The 12824-nt window shown below is 55.8% G+C and carries 11 protein-coding genes; 4 read left to right on the plus strand and 7 right to left on the minus strand.

Features of this window, described 5'->3' with window-relative positions; translation table 11 throughout:
- Nucleotides 1-65: 65 nt before the first annotated feature.
- The 6 genes from RT120_RS09115 to ftsY all read right to left on the minus strand — a co-directional run bounded on the left by RT120_RS09115 (nt 66) and on the right by ftsY (nt 7888).
- Nucleotides 66-1169, minus strand: a complete 1104-nt coding sequence (locus RT120_RS09115) for a branched-chain amino acid ABC transporter substrate-binding protein (RefSeq protein WP_312981990.1) — start codon at nt 1167-1169, stop codon at nt 66-68.
- A 259-nt stretch (nt 1170-1428) separates the two neighbouring features.
- Nucleotides 1429-2694: a 4-aminobutyrate--2-oxoglutarate transaminase gene (locus RT120_RS09120; protein ID WP_312981992.1), complete on the minus strand. Its 1266-nt coding sequence runs from the start codon at nt 2692-2694 to the stop codon at nt 1429-1431.
- An 890-nt stretch (nt 2695-3584) separates the two neighbouring features.
- Nucleotides 3585-4442 (minus strand): RNA polymerase sigma factor RpoH, encoded by an 858-nt coding sequence (gene rpoH, locus RT120_RS09125; RefSeq protein ID WP_125292615.1) that lies wholly within the window; start codon nt 4440-4442, stop codon nt 3585-3587.
- A 254-nt stretch (nt 4443-4696) separates the two neighbouring features.
- Entirely contained in the window at nt 4697-5752 is a 1056-nt protein-coding gene (ftsX, locus tag RT120_RS09130) for a permease-like cell division protein FtsX (protein ID WP_312981993.1), read from the minus strand.
- A complete protein-coding gene (ftsE, locus tag RT120_RS09135; RefSeq protein WP_125292617.1) occupies nt 5745-6413 on the minus strand; it encodes a cell division ATP-binding protein FtsE in 669 nt (222 codons plus the stop codon). The genes ftsX and ftsE overlap by 8 nt, the downstream gene beginning before the upstream one ends.
- A 2-nt stretch (nt 6414-6415) precedes the next feature.
- On the minus strand, nt 6416-7888 hold the full coding sequence (ftsY, locus tag RT120_RS09140; RefSeq protein ID WP_312981995.1) for a signal recognition particle-docking protein FtsY: 1473 nt from the start codon (nt 7886-7888) through the stop codon (nt 6416-6418).
- A 193-nt stretch (nt 7889-8081) separates the two neighbouring features.
- Here ftsY and rsmD point away from each other — a divergent pair, with 193 nt between their 5' ends.
- Together rsmD and RT120_RS09150 are read left to right on the plus strand one after the other, a co-directional pair.
- Entirely contained in the window at nt 8082-8678 is a 597-nt protein-coding gene (gene rsmD, locus RT120_RS09145) for a 16S rRNA (guanine(966)-N(2))-methyltransferase (RefSeq protein ID WP_312981997.1), read from the plus strand.
- Nucleotides 8668-8934, plus strand: coding sequence for a DUF1145 family protein (locus tag RT120_RS09150; protein WP_312981998.1), 267 nt, complete (start codon nt 8668-8670; stop codon nt 8932-8934). The genes rsmD and RT120_RS09150 overlap by 11 nt, the downstream gene beginning before the upstream one ends.
- 17 nt (nt 8935-8951) lie before the next feature.
- On the opposite strand, the gene RT120_RS09155 is transcribed toward RT120_RS09150, so the two are convergent.
- Complete coding sequence (locus RT120_RS09155; protein ID WP_312982074.1) at nt 8952-9311, minus strand: DUF2500 domain-containing protein; 360 nt, start codon at nt 9309-9311, stop codon at nt 8952-8954.
- Nucleotides 9312-9452: 141 nt separating this feature from the next.
- Between RT120_RS09155 and RT120_RS09160 the strand changes: the two genes are divergently transcribed.
- Together RT120_RS09160 and zntA are read left to right on the plus strand one after the other, a co-directional pair.
- Nucleotides 9453-10079, plus strand: a complete 627-nt coding sequence (locus RT120_RS09160; RefSeq protein ID WP_312982000.1) for a lysoplasmalogenase — start codon at nt 9453-9455, stop codon at nt 10077-10079.
- A gap of 95 nt (nt 10080-10174) precedes the next feature.
- Entirely contained in the window at nt 10175-12397 is a 2223-nt protein-coding gene (gene zntA / locus RT120_RS09165; RefSeq protein WP_312982001.1) for a Zn(II)/Cd(II)/Pb(II) translocating P-type ATPase ZntA, read from the plus strand.
- Nucleotides 12398-12824: the final 427 nt, after the last annotated feature.

Here is a 12824-nt window from a genome sequence, read left to right on the forward strand (position 1 = left end):
TCAGTAAGTGACCGGGGTTTTCGAACGCAGTCAACGCCGCTACGGCGTGAAAGGCGACAGGCAAATTATTTAGCGTCGGTCGCCGTGCCGTTCGCATGCCATGTAAACACGCCGAACTCAAACCCTTTCAGATCGCCCTTCTCATCCCATGACAGCGGACCCATCACGGTTTCAACAGAGTTTGCTTTCAGATACTTGGCGATTTCAGCAGGATCGTCAGACTGGTTCAGGCCCGCCTGCAACGATTGCAGCGCTGCGTAGGTGGTCCACACAAACGCGCCGCTTGGATCCTGTTTCTTGGCTTTGATCGCGTCCACAATCGGTTTGTTCGCCGGAACCTGATCGTAGTTTTTCGGCTTGGTGACTAACATGCCTTCGGCGGATTCGCCGGCGATGTTAGACAGCGACACGTTTGCCACACCTTCCGGGCCCATAAACTGGGTTTTCAGGCCTGCCGCGCGCGACTGGCGCAGGATCTGGCCCATTTCCGGGTGGTAGCCGCCGTAGTATACAAAGTCGATGTTTTCTTTCTTCAGGCGCGCCACCAGGGTAGAGAAGTCTTTCTCGCCTGCGGTGATACCGTCAAAGAACACCACGTTCGCACCCGCTTTTTTCAGGTTATCCTGCACGGAACGCGCCAGACCTTCGCCATACTGCTGTTTGTCGTGGATCACTGCGATGCGCTGCGGTTTCACTTTCTCAGCAATGTATTTTGCGGCGGTCGGGCCCTGGTCGGAGTCCAGGCCGGTGGTGCGCATTACCAGCTGATAACCACGCGCGGTCAACTCCGGTGCGGTCGCCGCTGGCGTAATCATCAGAATGCCTTCATCTTCGTAGATATCAGATGCAGGCTGTGTAGAAGAGGAGCACAGGTGGCCGATAACGTATTTGATGCCGTCGTTAACCACTTTGTTCGCTACCGCTACCGCTTGTTTTGGGTCGCAGGCGTCATCGTATTTGGTCACAACCAGTTTGTTGCCTTTGATGCCGCCCTTAGCGTTAATATCAGCAACCGCTTGCTCTGCGCCAGTAAACTCCTGGTCTCCATACTGCGCAACCGGGCCGGACATTGCGCCGACGACAGCGATCTTAATATCTTCTGCCATTGCCGCGCTGCTCATCGCCAGAGCGATACATCCCGCCAGTAACGCTTTACCCGTCATTTTCATCCTGAGGATCCCCATTGTTGTGGTTGTTGAAGTTGTTTTGTTGTTTTAATTTGGCACATTATATCGCCATCGCACTTAGGCGCAGCATTAGATAGTAGAAAGGAGGGATGCCACCGGTGCCTGAGCAGCATACTCTGCTAAAACATACCCCATTTTTCTGATTTTGGAACAACAATTTTGTGGGGTGAATAACAGAAAGTGAGCGCGACGGGGTCTTATTGCAACATTAGTGCAACAACAACGCCCCGCCGCGTCTGGCTTAGCGCGGTAAAACCTGCTTCAGAATGGTAAGCGCCTGAGTGAATTGCGCTTGCGGGATCGTTAATGGATACAGGAAGCGAATCACATTGCCGTATACCCCACAGGTGAGTAATAGCAGCCCTTGTTCCAACGCGGCCTGTTGCACATCACGGGTAATTTCCGGGGACGGTTTGCCGGTTTGCGGGTCGTTAAACTCCACGGCAACCATCGAACCCAGCCCGCGCACCTGCACCACGGCTTTGCTCTGCGCCTGGGCCTGCTCCAGCACCTCTTTCAGTTGTGCGCCGAGTTCATTCGCGCGTTGGCACAGGTTTTCACCGTCAATCACATCCAGTACCGCATGGGCCGAGGCAATCGCCAGCGGATTACCGGCATAGGTGCCGCCCAGCCCGCCCGGCGCGGGCGCATCCATCACTTCAGCGCGTCCGGCCACGGCAGACAGCGGCATCCCGCCCGCCAGGCTTTTCGCCATGGTGATCAGATCGGCTTTCACTGGGTAATGCTCCATAGCGAACAGTTTGCCGGTACGCGCAAAACCGGTCTGCACTTCATCGGCAATCAGCAGGATGCCGTGCTGGTCGCAAATCTGCCGCAGCGCGCTGAAAAACGCTGGCGGCGCGACGTTAAAACCGCCCTCGCCCTGGATGGGCTCCAGCACAATCGCCGCGACCTGATCCGGGGCAATATCGGCTTTAAAAATGTATTCGAGGCTTTCCAGCGCCTGCTCCACGCTAACGCCATGCAGGTCGTTAGGATAGCGAGCGTGGAATACCGAGCCGGGGAACGGCCCAAAGCCAAGCTTGTACGGGGCCACTTTGCCGGTGAGCGCCATGGTCATAAAGGTTCGGCCATGGAACGCGCCGCTAAACGTAATAATGCCAGGGCGGCGGGTGCTGGCTCTGGCGATTTTCACGGCGTTCTCTACCGCTTCTGCGCCAGTAGTGAAAAACGCGGTTTTCACCGGCCCTTCAATGGGCGCGCGTTCGTTGATGCGCTCCGCCAGCGACACATAACCCTCATAAGGCACAATCTGGTAGGCGGTGTGAGTAAAAGCGTGGAGCTGTTTTTCAATCGCCTCGACAATGCGCGGGTGGCGATGCCCGGTATTCAACACCGCAATCCCGGCGGCAAAATCAATCACTTCCCGGCCTTCCACATCCCACAAGGTGGCGTTTTCCGCTCGCTCAGCGTAAAACCCACACATCACGCCGATACCGCGCGGCGTTGCATTCTGACGGCGTTGATTTAGTTCTGAATTCTTCACTTTCTTCTCTCCGCAGCTCTTTTACGTTGATGCAACAAGTACACTACATTGTGTGATTATTTAGCGCGCTTTAGGGTTTTAAGCCAGTAGGATTTTTAGATGCTGGCGGGCAGCTCATGTTTTTTTGATAGGGATAAAATTTTTGTGATTTGCGCTGCAAATAGACTGTCCTGTAAATTTAAGCTGTATATTTTTCCACAATTACCACGCTTTATTATGCTTAAAAATATGCCGAAAAATCGATGATTCAGTAGCTGTAAAAACGTGAACTTCAGCAAAGTATTTGTATTTAAAAAGCACAAAATAAATAACGTTATTTTATGACCGTTAATTATTTTAGGTAAGGTAAAAAATATGACAAATGTATTCATAGAGCCGCAACCAACCGGAAGACCCGAAGGCGCAAAGATTACCTGTTACACGCTGGAATATTCTCACGGAAGAAGCGTTGATGATAAGGAGCACGCCACGCAAGAAAGCGCGATCCAATCAGCTAAATCACGAGGCTTAAACCCGCTTATCGCAAGGGTAAGAAATACCAATAAAGGTAACCCGGATCATTGGCGGCCTGCCTAATTTTTAATTAAGGATTATTTATGAGTTTAATTAAACCCGGCCCTAAACCAAAACGGGATGATGGACAAGACGATAGAAGGCATCATGTAAATCCACCGACAAAACCCAAGCATCCTAGTTTGCCGGTACATAAAAATAAGTAAATTCAATCTCGCGGGAATTAACAATATTTATTCAGACAAACCTATTCCATAAATAACGAAAGTTCCAGGTCGAGAGTAAATCCAGACTCACTTTTATTCAGACATTAACCATTGGTTAAAACAAAAATACCCCATGATTTCTCATGGGGTATTTTTTCTCGCCAGGGCTTATCAGGCTTCGATAGCGGCGCGCAGTTTCTTCATTGCATTCTTTTCAAGCTGGCGCACACGTTCAGCGGAGACGCCATAACGGTCGGCCAGTTCCTGCAAGGTGGTTTTGCTGTCTTCATCCAGCCAACGGGCACGAATAATGTGCTGGCTGCGTTCGTCCAGCCCCTGCATCGCATCAGACAGTTTGTCCGCCGCGTGCTCTTCCCAGTTATCATCCTCAATGCCGTCGGCAAAGTTCGAAGATTTATCCTGTAGGTAGAGAACCGGGGCCATCGGCTGTCCGTCCGGCGCATCGTCGTCCGGCGACATGTCAAACGTCATGTCCTGGGCCGCCATACGCGACTCCATTTCACGTACGTCTTTGCTGGTAACGCCCAGCTCGCGAGCCACCATTTCCACTTCATCCTGGTTAAACCAGCCCAGACGCTGCTTGGTTTTACGCAGGTTAAAAAACAGCTTACGCTGCGCTTTGGTGGTTGCCACTTTCACGATACGCCAGTTGCGCAGCACGTATTCGTGAATTTCCGCTTTGATCCAGTGAACCGCGAAGGACACCAGACGCACGCCTACTTCAGGGTTGAAGCGACGCACGGCTTTCATCAGGCCGATATTACCTTCCTGAATCAGATCCGCCTGCGGCAGGCCATAGCCCGCGTAGTTACGAGCGATATGAACAACAAACCGCAGGTGAGACAGGATCAGCTTTTTCGCTGCTTCCAGATCGCCCTGGTAATGCAGCTTTTCAGCAAGTGTCCGTTCTTCCTCAGCCGATAACATCGGCCAGGCATTGGCGGCCCGGATATACGATTCCAGGTTGCCTACCGGAGCGAGCGCTAAAGTTTGCATTTCTTTGGTCATTCAAATCCTCTCAATCATTATCAGACTGGCGGTGCGTTGTCCCCATCAGGCAACAACCGGGCCAGTTCTTATGAGCAACGAGAATATCATCCACTCTTTTTTTAGACAGTGATTTTATCCACAAGTTCCATGTCGGTTTGTGAACAGTTTACACACAGAGTGTGACAACGCTATGAAAAAGCGCGGCAGGGATCGTGATACTTCTCCCCTGCGGACGGGAACTCGTAGCAGGGGAGAAGTATACCAAACTTTTTTTAGTCGGGGGTAAAGTGACGTAAATGTTGCACAGTGGCAAGCCAGGCTGCCAGCCAGCCGATCATTGAGCACACCAGCAGGAGCAGCAGACACTCATCGAAGGATAACCCGTTGAGATCAAAAGAAGTCCCGAACACGCGCGCCACGTCGGTTACGGCGGAAGACAGACGCATCACCAAAATTTCTGAAAGAATCAGTGACAAAAATGCACCGCTAAAACCAAGCAATGCGCCGCCATACAGGAACGGACGCAGGATGAATCCGTCGGTCGCGCCAATCAGCTTTTGCACGTTGATGGTATCGCGACGGGCGAAAATACTCAGCCGCACACTGTTGCCAATCACCAGGAACACCGCAGCGACCATCAGTACCCCGATCATCGCCGCCACACGCCCCACCAGCCCGGTTAAGGCTGCGAGACGGGCGAACCAGCTGTCGTCCATGCGCACTTCATCTACGCCCTGCACGCGCGCAACGCGGTCGCGCAGCGTATTCAGCGATTCAGTGCCCTGGAAATCCAGCTTCGGGACGATCACCGCCACGGCGGGCAGCGGGTTCTCTTCCAGCATATCCAGCGCGCCGCCAAAGCCCGACCAATTGCGGAACTCGCCTAACGCCTCTTCCCGCGACAGGTAATTCACCTTCTCAACGCCCTGCTCGGCCTGTAACTGCCCGACCACCTGTTGAGCCGCATCGTCGTCCAGCGCCTTATCAAGATAAACGGTGATCTGCGGAGAAGGGTAATACTGGGTCGCCGCCTGGTTGACGTTTTTATAAACCATATAACAAACGCTCGGCAGCGTCAGAGAAATGGCGATAACCATGATGGTTAAAAAGGTAGCAAACGGTTTGCTTTTCAGATCCTGAAGCGCCCCGTTCCAGGCGTAGCGGAACTGTTCGTTAACGCCGCCCTTGCGGGATTTCGCTTTGGTGGGCTGGCCTTTAGCGCGTTTTGGCGGCTGACGGTTGCTGTCGCCGCCCATCTTCTGCCGGGTAAAACCGCTGAGCTTGTTGCCAAAGCGCTTCATTTCATTCAGCGCATCACGTTTATTCACCGGGGCGGCCTCCATGCAAATGCCCTTCGCTCAGGGTCAACATCGGATAATGGCGGCTGGAAATCAGCCCCATATCATGCGTAGCCATCAGTACCGTGACGCCCACGCGGTTAAACTCTTCGAACAGGCGCAAAATACCTTCCGACAGCGCTTCATCCAGGTTGCCGGTCGGTTCATCCGCCAGCAAAACCGCGGGTTTGTTCACCACCGCACGGGCGATACCCACGCGCTGTTGTTCACCACCGGAAAGCTGGATCGGAAAGCTTTTGGCTTTATCCAGCAGGCCGACTTTATCCAGCGCAGCGCTGACGCGGCGGCGGATATCTTCGCTGCTGGCCCCGGCGATGATCAGCGGGATCGCCACGTTATCGAATACCGTTCTGTCCATCAGCAGGTGGTGATCCTGGAAGATCATGCCTATCTGACGGCGCAAGAACGGGACTTCCCGATTTTTCAGGCGGCTGATCTCATGACCGGCAAAATAAATTTGCCCCGCACTGGGGCGTTCAATGCCGCAGATAAGCTTCAGCAACGTACTCTTACCGGCGCCGGAGTGGCCGGTAAGGAATGCCATCTCGCCAGGTTGCAGGTGAAACGTCACCCCCTGCAGAGCCTGTCTCCCACCAAGATAGGCTTTGCTGACCTGTTCAAAGCGAATCATTGTTAATCCTCTCGGGCAAAAAGTGCCTCTATAAAGTCACCCGCATTAAACGGGCGCAAATCAGAAATTTGTTCGCCAACGCCAATGTAGCGAATTGGAATACTGAACTGGTCCGCAACAGAGAAAATCACCCCGCCTTTGGCCGTACCATCCAGCTTCGTCAGCGTAATGCCCGTCAGGCCCACCGCCTCATGGAACAGTTTGGCCTGGCTAATGGCATTCTGCCCGGTGCTGGCGTCGATGGTCAGCATAATCTCATGCGGAGCGTCTTCGTCGAGCTTTTTCATCACCCGGACGATTTTCTTCAGTTCTTCCATCAGGTGCGATTTGTTCTGCAAACGCCCGGCGGTATCGGCAATTAATACATCGACATGACGCGCTTTCGCCGCCTGGATGGCGTCGAAAATCACCGATGCGGAGTCCGCGCCGGTATGCTGCGCCACCACCGGAATGTTGTTGCGCTGGCCCCAGACCTGGAGCTGCTCTACCGCCGCCGCGCGGAAAGTATCTCCCGCCGCCAGCATCACTGATTTCCCCTGCTGCTCGAACTGACGCGCCAGTTTGCCGATAGTGGTGGTTTTACCCACGCCGTTGACGCCAACCATCAGAATAACAAATGGCGTTTTGCCTTCAACGTTCAGCGGCTCATCCACTTTCGCCAGGATCTCGCCCATCTCTTCCTTCAGCAAACCGTACAGCGCTTCTGCGTCACGCAGTTGCTTGCGGCTGGCCCCTTCGGTGAGATGAGTGATGATTTTGCGGGTGGTTTCCACGCCCACGTCGGCAATCAGCAGTTGTTCTTCCAGTTCCTCAAACAGATCATCATCGATTTTCTTGCCGCGGAATAGACTGATAAATCCGGAACCAAGATTTTCTTTGGTTTTAATCAGGCTGCGCTTAAGGCGCGCAAAGAACCCTTCTTTGGTCGGTTTTTCCTGAACCGGAACGACCACGTCGGCCTGCTGGAACTCGTCAACCCGTTCCTCTGCCTGCTGGCTCGCCGACAACGCCTGGGCTTCCAGCTCTTCGTCGCTGATTTCCGGCTCGGCTAATGGCTCTTGTTCCGCCTGCCACTCTTCCGGCTCGATCGCCTGCGCCTGCACTTCTTCCGGCAGCGGCAGGGTTTCATGTTCGATAATCGCAATTTCCTGCGGCTCGGGCTCGATGGCTTCAGGCGCTTGTTGCTCAATCACCTCGATGATTTCATCAGCAACCGGCTGCGGCTCTTCCACTTGCGCCGCCTGCTGCTCGGTGATTTCAACGACGTCTTCCGCAAAGGCCTGCGATTCTTCCAGCGTATGCGGGGCAGGCGTTTCAACCTCTGCAACAGGCTGCTCAACGGTTTCTGGCGCAAGTTCAGTAACCTGCTGCTCAACCTCTTGTTCCGTTACCTGCTGTTGTTCAACTTCTGGTTCCTGCTCTTTTTGGCCGAAACCCAGCCAGGAAAAAAAGCCCCGTTTTTTATCTTTTGCCATTGGCGACTACACCCCTCGCGGTTGAATCCTGGCAGCATCTCCGCGCAATCACATCGCGGGCGCTAAATTTTTTACGAATGAATACGTTATTCTATCACTTTCCCGTCAGCGCATCACGCCGACGGATTCAGGTTTCGCCTGGCGGCCTGCGCCGCTAGAATAGCAGGCCAAATTATTAAGCCCAGTGAACAGCATGAAGAAACCCACCTCCTCTGGCAGCGGCCAGATTCGTATTATCGGCGGCCAATGGCGAGGCCGAAAACTGCCGGTCACCGACAGCCCCGGGCTGCGCCCAACGACTGACCGGGTGCGCGAAACGCTGTTCAACTGGCTGGCGCCTTACATGGTGGATGCACGCTGTCTCGACTGTTTCGCCGGTAGCGGCGCGTTAGGGCTGGAGTCGCTGTCCCGCTACGCCGCCAGCGCCACCTTGTTGGAGATGGAACGCGCCGTCGCGCAACAGTTGCAGAAAAACCTCGCGACGCTGAAAGCCGCCAACGGCAAGGTGGTTAACACCAACACCCTGAACTACCTTAATCAAACCGGTACGCCGCACGACATCGTGTTTATCGATCCGCCGTTTCGCAAAGGCCTGCTCGATGAGACGTTGAACCTGCTGGAGAAAAACGGCTGGCTGGCAAACGGCGCGTTAATCTACGTCGAAAGCGAAGTGGAGAACGGTATGCCGCCGGTGCCGGCAAGCTGGCAATTACACCGGGAAAAAGTGGCGGGCCAGGTGGCCTATCGCCTTTATTTACGCGAAACGCAAGGAGCGGAAGATGCTGATTAATCTGGGACGGCTATTGATGCTGTGCATGTGGGGGTTTTTGATCCTCAACCTGATCCAACCCTTTCCGCGCCCGCTGAACATCTTCGTCAACGTGGCGCTGATATTTATGGTGCTGATGCACGGTTTGCAGCTGGCGATGCTGAAAGCCACCCAGCCGAAAAACGCGCCGCCGATGGGCAAACCGGAACAGATCCGCATCTTTTTGTTCGGCGTGTTCGAACTGCTGGCGTGGCAGAAAAAGCAAAAATCAAAGTGAGGCGGCCGTGGGCGCGGTTACGGCTGCGCCTCGAAACGCACAAATCGCGTCCCCTGATACACCAGTACGCCCTTCTCCCCCACCGTTAGCCGATGGTAATCCACCTCCTCCAGACGGAAGGTCATTTCCAGCCCGCCCTGTAATGGCTTAAAGCTGGCCTCATAACGCATCGTCTCGCCCGCAGGGGTGACTTCACGCTGGCGCGAGCGGCGGTCGTTGGCCGGTTTCTCCCGCTTGTTGGTAATCTCTACCTGTTTTTGCAGCTGCGGCGCGGCGTCGTTACTGGCATTCTCCCGGCGCTGCTGCACAAAGCGAAAGGAGGCGGCAATGACGATTATCGCGATGATAATTATCAGGAAAAACGGCATTTTACTCATAAAAGCATTCACATTGTTGCGGTGCTTTTTAGAATACTCCGGGCGGATAAGCATTGTCATCTGCCACGCCAGGACACTAGACTGAAAGACAGAGCCGCGCACAATGGGTGCGCGTTACAATAACTGAATCAGGGACTTATCATGCTTTGGTCGTTTATTGCTGTCTGTTTTTCCGCCTGGCTATACGTAGACGCCTCTTATCGCGGCCCAGCCTGGCAACGCTGGGTATTTAAACCCGTCACGCTGCTGCTGTTGCTGCTGCTGGCCTGGCAGGCCCCAATGTTTGAGGCGCTGGGCTATCTGGTGGTCGCCGGTCTGCTGGCGACGCTGGTCGGCGATGCGCTGACGCTGCTGTCCCGCGAACGCCTGCTCTACGCTATTGGCGCGTTTTTCCTGTCTCATTTGCTGTACACGATCTATTTCGCCAGCCAGATGACGCTGTCGTTCTTCTGGCCGCTGCCGCTGGTACTGGCGATTATTGGCGTGGCGCTGATTGCCGTAATCTGGACGCGCCTTGAAGAGCTGCGCTGGCCCATCTGCACCTTTATCGGCATGACGCTGGTGATGGTCTGGCTTGCTGGCGAACTGTGGTTCTTCCGCCCAACCGATACCAGTCTGTCGGCATTTGTCGGCGCGGCACTGCTGCTGTTGAGCAACGTGGTCTGGCTGGGCAGCCACTACCGCAAACGCTTTACGGCGGATAACGCCATTGCCTCGGCCTGCTATTTTGCCGGGCACTTCCTGATTGTGCGTTCGCTGTATCTGTAAATTTTGCAGGAAAGTTGATCAATGGCTTGACTCTGGAGTGCACTCCAGAGTGTACCCTTCCGGTAATGAGAAAATTATCGTTACCGGAGGCAGCCATGACGACCCCTACGCCAGATGGCAAACCCACCCCTCAGTTTGGTTCGGTTAAATTCAAACCGCTTGAGGCGCAAACACCGTGCTGCGCAGACGGGCAGTGCAGCCAGCCCGCGCCACAACCCTTAACGCCGCCTGACGACGCGACTCTGCGCTATAGCTGGCACGTGCAGGGCATGGACTGCGCCGCCTGCGCCCGCAAAGTAGAAAACGTGGCGCGCCAGATCCCCGGCGTCAGCCAGGCCCAGGTGGTCTTCGCCACCGAAAAATTGCTGGTGGATGTCGCCAATGATGTACGCGAGCAGGTTGAACAGGCGATCCGTCAGGCGGGCTACACCCTCACCGATAGCGCCTCTCCTGCGCCCGCAACGGGCAGCCCCTTCGCCTGGCGCGACAACCTCCCGCTTATTGGCCTGATCGTACTGATGGCGCTGAGCTGGGGCGTTGCGCAGTTTTATCCGCCGCTGGGTAACATTGCGTTTATCGCCACTACGCTGGTGGGCCTGTGGCCCATCGCCCACCAGGCACTACGGCTGATGCGCAGCGGTAACCCGTTCGCCATCGAAACCTTAATGAGCGTGGCCGCCATCGGCGCGCTGTTTATTGGCGCGACCGCCGAAGCCGCGATGGTATTACTGCTGTTTTTAATCGGTGAGCGGTTAGAAGGCTGGGCGGCAAACCGCGCACGGCAAGGTGTCAGCGCGTTGATGGCGCTGAAGCCGGAAACCGCCACGCGCCTCAACGGCGACCAGCGCGAAACGGTGGCGCTGGGGGATTTGCGCCCTGGCGATGTGATTGAAGTGTCGGCAGGCGGCAGGTTGCCTGCGGATGGCAGACTGCTTTCGCCGTTCGCCAGTTTTGATGAAAGCGCGCTTACCGGCGAATCATTGCCCGTGGAGCGCAGCCAGGGCGACAGCATCGCCGCCGGGGCTACCAGCGTCGACCGGCTGGTAACGCTGAAAGTCATCTCCGAACCCGGCGACAGCGCCATTGACCGGATTTTACGGCTTATCGAAGAAGCCGAAGAGCGCCGCGCCCCCATTGAACGCTTTATCGACCGGTTCAGCCGGGTCTACACGCCCGCCATCATGCTGTTTGCGCTGCTGGTGACCGTGCTTCCTCCGCTGTTAACCGGCGCGCAGTGGCTGCCGTGGATCTACAAGGGGCTGACGCTTCTGCTGATTGGCTGCCCGTGCGCGCTGGTGATTTCCACGCCTGCGGCCATTACCTCCGGTCTGGCTGCCGCCGCGCGGCGCGGGGCGCTGATTAAAGGCGGCGCGGCGCTGGAACAGCTCGGCCAGATCCGTCAGGTGGCGTTTGATAAAACCGGCACCCTGACGCTGGGCAAACCCCAGGTTACCGCGATTTCTCCGGCATCGGGCCTGGATGAAAACGCGCTGTTACGCCTGGCGGCGGCGATTGAGCAAGGCTCGACGCATCCGCTGGCGTTAGCGATTATCGAACGGGCAAAAAATCAGGGCATTGCCCTGCCCGTAACGACCAACCAGCGCACGCTGGCGGGTATCGGCATTGAGGCAACGGTTGAGGGTGAAACTTACCTGCTCAGCGCGCCGGATAAACTCCCCGCCACCGTTCTGAACGAGGCGGCCCAGGCCGCAGTTCAACAGCAGGAAGCGCAGGGCCAGACGGTGGTGGCGCTGGTGCGCAACAATCAGTTGCTGGGTACGCTGGCGCTGCGCGACACGCTGCGGCCTGATGCCCGGGAAGCCGTGCAACGATTGCATGATTTGGGCGTACAGGGCGTGATCCTCACCGGCGATAACCCACGCGCCGCTGCTGCCATTGCCGGCGAGCTGGGGCTGGAATTCTGCGCGGGCCTGCTGCCTGCCGATAAAGTGGCGGAAGTGAACCGGATGAATCACCACGCACCGCTGGCGATGGTCGGCGACGGGATTAATGATGCTCCGGCGATGAAAGCGGCGACTATTGGCATCGCCATGGGCAGCGGCACCGACGTGGCGCTGGAAACCGCCGACGCGGCTCTCACCCATAACCGCCTCAAGGAACTGGCGGGCATGATTGATCTCGCCCGCGCCACCCACGCCAACATCCGGCAAAATATCGCTATCGCGCTGGGGTTAAAGGGGCTGTTCCTGGTCACAACGCTGCTTGGCATCACCGGCCTGTGGCTGGCGGTGCTGGCCGATACTGGCGCAACGGTGCTGGTAACCGCCAATGCGTTAAGGCTGCTGGGCAGGAAATAAGCAGATAATAACCCATGGTTTCTACAGGCGTCTTTCCGTAGGATATTTTCAGCCAGTTTTACTGGTGAGGTGCAGCGTTGCGGGGGCTTCTTCCCCGGCGGCGTGAGTTGCAGGAAAGAAAAAACCCTCGCACGTTGTTTGGTAATTAAACCTGGCAACATAACGAGGGCTATCTCTTGATCAGCAAACCAAGAATAGCCGCGAACGGTTGTCATTGCAACGTAGGCGGTTATATGACGTTCAAACAAGCCTTTTGGCTTGCGGTCTTAACGTCGATCATCGGGCCGATTGTGGTCGCGCTGATCCGTTATTTCCTCAGCTTCTAAGCTAATTTGGGCGTCATCGCTGCTGTAATGGCACCCTGCGCCCGAACGGGCCGCAGGCGTAAAAACCTGCGGCCTTTTTGCCTGGAGACAAAAAAGCCCGG

It is taken from the genome of Atlantibacter sp. (genome assembly GCF_032062175.1).
Classification (GTDB): Bacteria; Pseudomonadota; Gammaproteobacteria; order Enterobacterales; family Enterobacteriaceae; genus Atlantibacter.

Excerpts from the sequence above, each read along its gene's own strand:
- RT120_RS09115 (WP_312981990.1), bottom strand. The coding sequence starts at position 1,169 with ATGAAAATGACGGGTAAAGCGTTACTGGCGGGATGTATCGCTCTGGCG.
- rpoH (WP_125292615.1), bottom strand. The coding sequence starts at position 4,442 with ATGACCAAAGAAATGCAAACTTTAGCGCTCGCTCCGGTAGGCAACCTG.
- ftsE (WP_125292617.1), bottom strand. The coding sequence starts at position 6,413 with ATGATTCGCTTTGAACAGGTCAGCAAAGCCTATCTTGGTGGGAGACAG.
- ftsY (WP_312981995.1), bottom strand. The coding sequence starts at position 7,888 with ATGGCAAAAGATAAAAAACGGGGCTTTTTTTCCTGGCTGGGTTTCGGC.
- rsmD (WP_312981997.1), top strand. The coding sequence starts at position 8,082 with ATGAAGAAACCCACCTCCTCTGGCAGCGGCCAGATTCGTATTATCGGC.
- RT120_RS09150 (WP_312981998.1), top strand. The coding sequence starts at position 8,668 with ATGCTGATTAATCTGGGACGGCTATTGATGCTGTGCATGTGGGGGTTT.
- RT120_RS09155 (WP_312982074.1), bottom strand. The coding sequence starts at position 9,311 with ATGAGTAAAATGCCGTTTTTCCTGATAATTATCATCGCGATAATCGTC.
- RT120_RS09160 (WP_312982000.1), top strand. The coding sequence starts at position 9,453 with ATGCTTTGGTCGTTTATTGCTGTCTGTTTTTCCGCCTGGCTATACGTA.
- zntA (WP_312982001.1), top strand. The coding sequence starts at position 10,175 with ATGACGACCCCTACGCCAGATGGCAAACCCACCCCTCAGTTTGGTTCG.